At 73.7% G+C, this 8919-nt stretch carries 8 protein-coding genes; all 8 read right to left on the reverse strand.

Annotated elements, in window-relative coordinates:
* Nucleotides 1-14 precede the first annotated feature (14 nt).
* The 8 genes from QSK21_RS30595 to QSK21_RS30630 all read right to left on the reverse strand — a co-directional run bounded on the left by QSK21_RS30595 (nt 15) and on the right by QSK21_RS30630 (nt 8846).
* On the reverse strand, nt 15-1574 hold the full coding sequence (locus tag QSK21_RS30595) for a DHA2 family efflux MFS transporter permease subunit (protein ID WP_285700957.1): 1560 nt from the start codon (nt 1572-1574) through the stop codon (nt 15-17).
* 59 nt (nt 1575-1633) lie between these two features.
* The gene (locus QSK21_RS30600) at nt 1634-2260 is read right to left on the reverse strand and encodes a GOLPH3/VPS74 family protein (RefSeq protein ID WP_285700958.1); all 627 of its coding nucleotides are present in this window, start codon (nt 2258-2260) and stop codon (nt 1634-1636) included.
* 3 nt (nt 2261-2263) lie between these two features.
* Nucleotides 2264-2530 (reverse strand): type II toxin-antitoxin system antitoxin, encoded by a 267-nt coding sequence (locus tag QSK21_RS30605; protein ID WP_285700959.1) that lies wholly within the window; start codon nt 2528-2530, stop codon nt 2264-2266.
* A 3-nt stretch (nt 2531-2533) separates the two neighbouring features.
* Complete coding sequence (locus QSK21_RS30610) at nt 2534-3457, reverse strand: SPFH domain-containing protein (protein ID WP_285700960.1); 924 nt, start codon at nt 3455-3457, stop codon at nt 2534-2536.
* 41 nt (nt 3458-3498) lie between these two features.
* Nucleotides 3499-5100: an MFS transporter gene (locus QSK21_RS30615; RefSeq protein WP_285700961.1), complete on the reverse strand. Its 1602-nt coding sequence runs from the start codon at nt 5098-5100 to the stop codon at nt 3499-3501.
* A 93-nt stretch (nt 5101-5193) separates the two neighbouring features.
* The gene (locus QSK21_RS30620) at nt 5194-8190 is read right to left on the reverse strand and encodes an AfsR/SARP family transcriptional regulator (protein ID WP_285700962.1); all 2997 of its coding nucleotides are present in this window, start codon (nt 8188-8190) and stop codon (nt 5194-5196) included.
* A 244-nt stretch (nt 8191-8434) separates the two neighbouring features.
* Complete coding sequence (locus QSK21_RS30625) at nt 8435-8725, reverse strand: DUF397 domain-containing protein (RefSeq protein WP_352231346.1); 291 nt, start codon at nt 8723-8725, stop codon at nt 8435-8437.
* Nucleotides 8646-8846, reverse strand: coding sequence for a DUF397 domain-containing protein (locus QSK21_RS30630; protein WP_285700964.1), 201 nt, complete (start codon nt 8844-8846; stop codon nt 8646-8648). The genes QSK21_RS30625 and QSK21_RS30630 overlap by 80 nt, the downstream gene beginning before the upstream one ends.
* Nucleotides 8847-8919: the final 73 nt, after the last annotated feature.

Consider the following 8919-nt stretch of genomic DNA (forward strand, 5'->3'; position numbering starts at 1 on the left):
TCTCGCGCCGCATTCTATTTTGGAACGGTTCCGGTCTCGTCCAGGGCGGTGTCCACGGAAACGCCGGCGTGCGCCGGGGCGCGGCCGCGGCTGTTGGAGAACGACAGCAGCGTGGCGATGAGCGAAGCGGCGAGAAGGAGCGTGAACGCCCGCTGGTAACCGTCCACCAGATCGCCGAGGGAGCCGCGCGACAGCCCGGCCACCGCGCCCTCGTACAGCAGGTGGCGCTCGGCGCGGGCGAGGGCGGACGTGGCCAGGGCGAGGCACAGCGCGGTGCTCAGCACGTTGCCCACGTTCTGGACGGTCATCCGCAGGCCGTTGACGACGCCGAGGCGTTCGGCCGGGACGCCCGCGAGGATCGCGGCGGTGTTGCCCGTGGTGAACAGGGCGCTGCCGGTCGAGACCAGCACCATGCACAGCGCGACCGTCCAGTACGGGGTGTCGCCGTCCAGCATCGGCAGCGTCAGCGCCAGCCCGGTGGAGGTGATCGCCGAGCCGGCGACGGCGAGGGTGCGGGCGCGGATCCGGCGGCCGAGGAAGCCTCCGGCGGGGGACGCCACCATGGACGCCAGCGGCCCCGGCAGCACCGCGAGCCCGGCCTGCGCCGGGGTCAGCCCGGCGATCGCCTGGAGGAACAGGGCGAGCAACAGGATGGTGCCGAACCGGGCGAGGGTGTTGAACAGCGCCGCGACCGTGCCCAGCGTGAACCCGCGGTCGCCGAACAGCGAGAGGTCCACCAGCGGGTACCGGAACCGCAGTTGCCGCAGGGCGAACACCGGCAGCACCAGCGCGCACACGACGGCGCCCGCGATGGTCACCGGGCCGCCCCAGCCCCGCGACCCGGCCTCCGATAACGCCACGACCAGCGCGCCCAGCCAGCCGATCAGCAGCACCGCGCCCGGCACGTCGATCGGCTCGCGTCGGCCGCGCGGCACCCGGGGGAGCGACAGCAGCCCCCAGGCCAGCGCCAGCACGCCGAGTGGGACGTTGAACCAGAACACCCACCGCCAGCCCGCGGCCTCGGCCAGGTACCCGCCGATGGACGGGCCCAGGAGCGGCGCCGCGCCCAGAACGCCCAGGTAGACCCCGAGGCCCTGGCTGAGCCGCACCGGCCCGAACGCCCACGCGATGATCGCCGTCCCGTTGGCCAGCAGCACCGCGCCGCCGACCCCTTGCAGCACCCGCATCGCGATCAGGACCTCGATGCCCGGTGCCAGGCCCGCGCCCAGGCTGGCCAGCGTGAACACGCCCATCCCCGCCAGGTAGGTGCCCCGCCGCCCGAACACGTCCGCGAGCCGCCCGAACACCATGAGCAGGCAGGTCTGCGTCAGCGCGAAGGCCAGCAGCACCCAGCTCGCCGCCGCCGCGCCCGCCTCGAACCGCCGGACGATCACGGGCAGCGCGATGTTCAGCGTGTTCATGTTGACGACCAGGACGGTGGTGCCCAGGCACACGGCCGACAGCACCCGCCATGGGTTGCGCACTGGTGAAGCGGTGGGGGCCGCGCTGCGGGCGCTGTGGGTGCCGCCGCCTCGCCTGGCCCCGCGCACCCGCCGTCCCTCCGTCCGGAGCATTACTCCCTGCCCGGATTCCTATCATGGGTGCCGGATCGGGACCGCGGAGGGGACGAAGGTCAGCCGGCGCCGGCCGCCGCGTTCTGCGCCCTGATGACCTTGCGGACGGCGGGGGCGGCGGGCCCGGACCGCGCGGTCAGCTCCTGGATGCGCCGCTTGTGGCGCCGCCGGTCCGAGCTGGGCAGCACGGTCTTCAGCTCGCCCGCCGCGGCCAGCGCGACCGCCGCCGCGTCGTAGCTGTTGACGTGCGCGACGGGAAGGCCGCGCAGCGCCGAGGACGCCCCGCCCCACAGCGTCTTGACCACCCGCGGGTCGCGCACGGTGATCCGCTCGGACGGGAACAGGCCGAGCACGCGGCGGTGCCGCACCTTGATGTACCCGGCCTCGGCCAGCTCGTCGCGGACGGTCCGCACCATGGCCTTGCTGTCCTTGCGCACCCAGTACTGCCAGGAGCGGGGACGGGACGCCGCGATCTGCGCGACCAGGCCGTAGGGGTCCTCGCCGGGGGTGTCGGGCCGGGGCCTGCGACGCTCCTCGGTGAGCCGCCCGTCCAGGAAGAGCTCGGTGAGGGCGGCGGCGCGCAGCACGTACCCGAGCCTGGAGCCGGACACCGCGAGCCGGTGCTTCTTCAGGTCATAGGCCAGCAGGTACATCCTGGCGGGCAGGGAGTCGGGTAGCTCGACCATGGCTCAATCCTCGCTCGTGGCGCGTCCCTCGGAGGGTGGTGTGTGGGGAACGTCTCCGTCGTCGTGCTCCGGGGCGTTCTTGGGCGGGCGGCCCGGGCGGCGCATCCGCCCGGCGGTCCGGGGCATCCGCCCCGCGTCCGCCAGCGCCTTCCGCAGCAGATACTCGATCTGGGCGTTGGTGCTGCGCAGCTCGTCCCCCGCCCACCGGGCCAGCGCGTCGTGGACGGCGGGGTCGAGCCGCAGCAGGATCTTCTTCCGCTCGGCGGCCACGGTTCACTGGTAGAGGGACCCGGTGTTGACCACCGGCTGGGCGTCCCGGTCGGCGCACAGGACCACCAGCAGATTGCTGACCATGGCCGCTTTGCGTTCCTCGTCGAGTTCGACCACGTTCTCCTCGTCCAGCCGTTCCAGGGCGAGCTGCACCATGCCGACGGCGCCCTCGACGATGCGCTGCCGGGCCGCCACCACCGCGCCGGCCTGCTGGCGGCGCAGCATCGCCTGCGCGATCTCCGGCGCGTACGCCAGCCTGGTGATCCGGGACTCGATGATCGTCACTCCGGCGGGGGCGACGCGCTGCGCCAGCTCCTGCGACAGCTTGCCGGTGATCTCGTCGGCATTGTCGCGCAGCGACAGCCGCTCGTGCGAGTCGTAGGGGAAGCTGCCGGCGATGTGCCGGACGGCCGCCTCGGTCTGGAACGCCACGAACTCCACGAAGTCGTCCACGGCGAACACCGCGCGCGCGGTGTCCTCGACCTGCCAGACCACCACGGCGGAGATCTCGATGGGGTTGCCGTCCAGGTCGTTGACCTTGGCCAGGCCCGTCTCGTGGTTGCGGATCCTGGTGGAGATCCGCTGCCGCTGGGTGATCGGGTTGACCCAGCGCAGCCCGTCGTTGCGCACGGTGCCGACGTAGCGGCCGAGCAGTTGGAGGACGCGGGACTCGTTGGGCGCGACCGCGGTGAGCCCGGCGGCGACCACCAGCCCGCCCAGGACCAGCAGGACTCCCAGGACGATCCCGGCCACGACGCCGGCGGTCTCCCCGGAGGCGGGGCCTAGGACGAGGGCCAGCACGCCGATCAGGATCAGCAGCAGGGCCAGGCCGAGCATGGGCCAGCCGTTGGCGTCCTTGGCCGGCCGCTCGGTGATCGCCGGATCGGGCATGTCGGGCACGTCGGCGGGGGCGGGGGGCTCGTTCATGGGGTCCTCCTTGGGCATGGCAGCAATCTAGCAAAGTGATATCACTTTTCCAAGACGGTGCCCGCCACGGTGCCCGCCTGGGTGCCCGCCTCCACCTCCTCGGCCTCGTCGCCGGTCTCGATCACCTTCGGGACGTCCCGCAGCGCGACCAGGGCGAACACGGCGACGGCCGCGGCGAGCCCGGCGCTGCACGCCAGCGCGGCGTGCATGCCGTGCATGAAGGCGTCCCGCGCCGCGTCGACCACCGGACCCGCCAGCCGCGCGGGCAGCAGGGCGGCGGCGCCGATCGCCCCGCTCAACGAGTCACCGGCGGCGTGCGCGGCGCCCGCGGGCAGGCCCTCGGGCAGGGCGATGGTGCCCCGGTAGACGGCGTTCAGGACGCTGCCCAGCACCGCCAGCCCCAGCGCGCCGCCCAGTTCGGTGCCGGTCTCGGAGGTCGCGGACGCCGCGCCCGACCGTTCCTTCGGCACGGTCGCCAGGACGGTGTCGCCGGTGACGGTCAGCGCCATCCCCATCCCCACGCCGGACATGAGGAAGAGCGGCACCAGCACGCCCCAATAGGGGGTGTCCTGCCCGATGACCACGCACAGCGCGTACGCGGTCGCGGCGATCACCAGCCCGGCCGCCACCACGCGCGCCCGCCCCAGCAGGCCGATCAGCGGCGGGGCCAGCGCCGCGCCGCCCGCCATCGCCCCCACCGCGCCGGGCAGGCCCGCGAGCCCGGACCGCAGCGGCGACCAGTCCAGCACCTGCTGGAAGTACAGGGAGAAGATCAGCGACTGGGCGACCAGCGCGAACATCGCGAACATGCCGGTGAGCACCGAGCCGGTGAACGCGATCCGCCGGAACAGCCCCAGGTCCAGCAGCGGCTCGTCCAGCCGGGACTGCCGCCACGCGAACGCGGCGAGCGCGACCAGCCCGCCCGCGGCCGGGGCGAGCACCCCGGTGCCGAGGTCGCCGCCCGCCGCCGCCTCCTTGACCGCGTACACCAGCCCGAGCGTCCCCGCGACCGACAGCGGCACGCTCACCAGGTCCAGCCTTCCGGGACGGCCGCGCCGGGACGACTCGGGCAGCACGAACGGCCCGGCCACCAGGACCGCCAGCATCACCGGCACGTTGATGAGGAACACCGAGCCCCACCAGAAGTGGTTCAGCAGGGCGCCGCCGGCGACCGGGCCGAGCCCGACGGCCAACCCGCCGATGCCCATGAACGCGCCGATCGCCATGGTGCGTTCCTTGGAGTCGGTGAAGGCCCGGCGGATCAGCGACAGTCCCGAGGGCATCAGCGTCGCACCCGCCACGCCCAGCAGGAACCGCGCCGCGATCAGGATCTCGGCGGTGCCCGCGTACGCGGTGAGGACGGAGGTCGCGCCGAACAGCGCGGTGCCGATCAGCAGCAGCCGCCGGTGCCCGATCCGGTCGCCGACGCCGCCCATCGTGATCAGCAGCCCGGCGAGCGCGAACCCGTAGGCGTCGGCGATCCAGAGGATCTGCCCGGCGGACGGGTTCAGGTCGGCCGTCAGATGCGGGATGGCCAGGTTCAGTGCGGTGAGGTCGACGTTCGGCACGAGCGCGAGCAGCGCGCAGATCACGAACGTGCCCCATTTGCGGGTGTTGCCGAGGGTACGAGAGGTCGTGTTCATGCCGTCAACGGTCGCGGGCGCCGCTCACCGTCCACGCACCGTCCGCTGACGGCCTCCCGCCACACGGTCAGCGGGGTCACACGGTCAGCGGGGTCACATGGTCAGCGCCTCCGCCAGGGCCCGGTCGGCGGGCAGGGCGGCGCCGCGGGCGCGCGCCGCCTCGTACGCCTCGTCCCCGATCCGGCGGCGCGCACCGGCCTCCACCCGCGCCAGGTCGCCGGGGAGGAGGTCGCCGCGCAGGGCGGTCGCCGACCCGATCAGGAACGCGGCCCGCTCGCCGTCGCCCTCCAGCAGCGCGACATCGGCGAGCGCCACCAGCGCTTCGGGCCGGTTGGTGAACACCGGGTGGTCCACCGTCATCTCCAGCGCCCGCCGCAGCCTGGAACGCGCCTCGTCCGCGTCCCCCCGTGCCAGGGCGACCCAGCCCAGCCCGACGTAGGCGCCCGCGCGGATGGCGGTGGCGATGAACCGTTCCGAGTAAGCGTCCAGCACCTGCTCATACCGCCGCCGGGCCTCCGGCATGTCGCCGCGCAGCCGGGCCACCTCCCCGAGACCGTGGAAGGCCGCGGCCACCTTGTCACCGGCCCCCGCGCGGCGCGCCAGCCCGGCGGCCCGGCCGAAGTCGGCGAACGCGGCGTCCAGCTCGCCGGCCTGGAGGTACACCCGGGCGCGGCGGTTCAGCAGATCGGAGTGCTCCTCCAGGGCACCGAGCTCGCCGACCAGCTCCAGCGCCTCGCCGAGCAGCGCCATGGCCCGCTCCCTGTCGCCGCGCCCGGCCGCGAGCTGCGCCAAGGGGTCCAGGGTGTTCGCCACGCCCCACCGGTCGCCGAGCGCCCGGAACCCCGCCAGCGCGCGCTCCGCCCAGCGTTCCGCCTCCGCCATGTCACCGCTGAACTGGGCCATGAACCCCTCGCTCATGTCGAGCAGCGCCCGCGACCAGGCGTCGCGCCCCACCTGCGCGTCGACCGCCTCCGCGACCGAGCGCTCGGGACCCGCCGTCAGCGCCCACAGCACGATCACCGCCGGGTACTCCAGTTGCCTGCGCATCGCCGCCATCTTCTCGGTGGCCAAGTCGAGCGCGGCCGACGCCTCAGGGCCCGTCGCCCCGGCCGACAGCGCGTTGGTGACACACAGGACGTACTCCTCGTCACAGCCCTCCGGCGGGTTCAGGCCGACCGCGTCCAGCAGCGCGATGGACAGCGGCCCCGCCTCGATCCGTCCCCGCAGCCACCAGTACCAGGCCAGCGCCGCGGCCAGCCGCAGGGCGGTCACCAGATCCCCGGACCTGATGCAGCGGCGCAGCGCGGTGTGCAGCTCGGCGTGCTCGCCGGTCAGCCGCGCCAGCCACTCCATCTGGCCCGGCCCGCGCAGGTGCGCGTCGGCACGGCGGGCCAGGTCCAGGTAGTACGCGGCGTGGGCGGCGGTGACCCGGTCGGCCTCCCCGGCCTCCCCCAGCCGTTCGGCGCAGAACGCGCGTACCGTGCTCAGCATCCGGTACCGGGTGCCGTCGGTCTGGAGCAGCGACTTCTCCACCAGCCCGGACAGCAGGTCGTCGGTGCCGCCGCCCGTCCCGCACACGTGCTCGGCCGCGTCCAGCGTCGCGCCGCCCGCGAACACCGAGAGGCGCCGCGCCAGCGTCCGCTCGTCCTCGCCGAGGAGGTCCCAGCTCCACTCGACCACCGCCCGCAGCGTCCGGTGCCTCCGCGGTGCCGAGCGGTCGCCGCGCGACAGGAGCCGGAACCGGTCGTCCAGGCGCCGCGCCACCTCCTCCACCGGCAGCGAGCGCAGCCGCGCCGCCGCCAGCTCGATCGCCAGCGGCAGCCCGTCAAGCGCCGAGCAGATCCGCGCGACCTCGCCCACGTTGCCGGGCGTGATCTCGAAGCCCGGCCGCACCGCCGCCGCCCGGTCCCTGAACAGCCGGATCGCGGCGTACCCCGCGGCCTCCACGGCGCCGGCGCCCTCCGGCGGCAGCTCCAGCGGCGGCACCGGCCGCAGCGCCTCCCCGGTGATCCCGAGCGCCTCCCGGCCGGTGGCCAGGACCCGCAACCCGGGCAGCGCCCCGAGGAGCCGGTGCGCCAGCCGCGCCGCCGCCTCCACCACGTGCTCGCAGTTGTCCAGCACCAGCAGCGTCCGCCGCCCGTCCAGCGCCATGATCAGCCGGTCCACCGGATCGGCCTGCGGCGCGCCGGGCGGCAGGGCGCTCTCCCTCAGCCCCAGCGCGCCCAGCACGGCCCGCGGCACCTCGGCGTCCTCGCCCACCTGCGACAGGTCCACGAAACACGCGTCGCCGTCCGCCCGTTCCGCGGCCTCCAGCGCCAGCCGCGTCTTGCCCGCACCGCCCGGCCCGAGCAGCGTGACCAGGCGTCCCTCGGCCAGCATCTTCCCGACCCCGGCCAGCTCCTCGTCCCGCCCGACGAAGCTGGTCAGCGGGACGGGCAGCCGCCTTCGCCCCGCCGCCCCGGCCTCACCGCGCAGGATCGCCAGATGGATCTCCGCCAGCTCGGGCGACGGGTCGGCCCCCAGCTCCTCGGCCAGCAGCCTGCGCCCCTCCTCGTACACCGCGAGCGCCTCGCCCTGCCGCCCGCTCGCGTACAGGGCCCGCATCAGCAGCCCCCGCGCCCGCTCCCTCAGCGGACGCGCCGCGACCAGCCCCCGCAACCCGTCGATCGCCTTGGCGTGATCGCCCGCGCCGATCTCCTCCTCGGCGCAGTCCTCGACGACCGAGTCCCTCAGCTCCTCCAGCCGCACCACCTGCGCCGCCGCGAACGGCGCCTGCACATCGGCCAGCGCGGGCCCGCGCCACAGCTCCAGCGCCTCCCGCCCCCGCCCCTCTTTGACGAGCCGCTCGAACCGGTGAACGTCCACGTCCTCACGCGCCACGTTCAGCCGGTAACCCGAGGGAAGCCCCTCCACCAGCGCCGCGTCCCCCAGCCCCCGCCGCAGCCTCGACACCTGCGACTGCAACGCGTTCGCGGCCCCGGCGGGTGGCTCCTCCCCGTACAGCCCATCGATCAGCCGTTCCGTACTGACGACCCTCCCGGCGTCCAGAAGCAGCATCGCCAGCAGCGCCCGCACCCGAGGCCCGCCCACCGACACGCCCCGCCCCCGACCCGCACCTCAAGCGGCCCCAGCACGCCGAACCACATACCCCCAATCCTCCCGCACCCCGCAAACCCCCACCCCATCCAGCCGGATGCATGACACCTGGACCCTTGACTCACAGGAAGGGCAGCACAAAGGGGCGCCATGGCGAGCCCACGGCCCCGTCACTCGCCCCGAACGCGGAAGCAGCCGACCTAACGCCCAATCCGGGAGACGTCGTTAGCCAACTGATTCATCTTCCGTTCGACGACTCACGCACCGAGGCGAGAAAGGCCCTCCACTCGGCCTGCGTGAACTCCAGGACGGGACCACGACCGTGCTGCTTGGTGTCGCGAACGCCGATCGTGCCATCGGCGGCGCGTCTCACCTCGATGCAGCCCCCGTTGGGGTCGCTGTGGCGTGATTTGCGCCAGCTCGTGTGGTGAACAGGCATGGTCCGATGCCTAATCGTAGTGGGTGTGGTTGCGGATGTAGCCAAGGAAGGCTTTCCATTCGGCCTGGGTGAATTCCAGGATGGGGCCATGGCCGTGTTGCTTGGTGTCGCGGACGCTGACTGTACCGTCGGCGGCGCGTCTCACCTCAAGGCATTCCCCGTTGGGGTCGCTGTGGCGTGATTTGCGCCAGCTCGTGTGGTGAACAGGCATGGTCCGATGCCTAATCGTAGTGGGTGTGGTTGCGGATGTAGCCAAGGAAGGCTTTCCATTCGGCCTGGGTGAA

This window comes from Actinomadura sp. NBRC 104412 (assembly GCF_030269515.1).
GTDB lineage: Bacteria > Actinomycetota > Actinomycetes > Streptosporangiales > Streptosporangiaceae > Spirillospora.

What these genes read in the sequence shown, in the direction of transcription:
- QSK21_RS30595 (WP_285700957.1), bottom strand. Translation starts at nt 1,574, where the DNA reads ATGCTCCGGACGGAGGGACGGCGGGTGCGCGGGGCCAGGCGAGGCGGC.
- QSK21_RS30600 (WP_285700958.1), bottom strand. Translation starts at nt 2,260, where the DNA reads ATGGTCGAGCTACCCGACTCCCTGCCCGCCAGGATGTACCTGCTGGCC.
- QSK21_RS30610 (WP_285700960.1), bottom strand. Translation starts at nt 3,457, where the DNA reads ATGAACGAGCCCCCCGCCCCCGCCGACGTGCCCGACATGCCCGATCCG.
- QSK21_RS30615 (WP_285700961.1), bottom strand. Translation starts at nt 5,100, where the DNA reads ATGAACACGACCTCTCGTACCCTCGGCAACACCCGCAAATGGGGCACG.
- QSK21_RS30625 (WP_352231346.1), bottom strand. Translation starts at nt 8,725, where the DNA reads ATGGCCCCATCCTGGAATTCACCCAGGCCGAATGGAAAGCCTTCCTTG.
- QSK21_RS30630 (WP_285700964.1), bottom strand. Translation starts at nt 8,846, where the DNA reads ATGCCTGTTCACCACACGAGCTGGCGCAAATCACGCCACAGCGACCCC.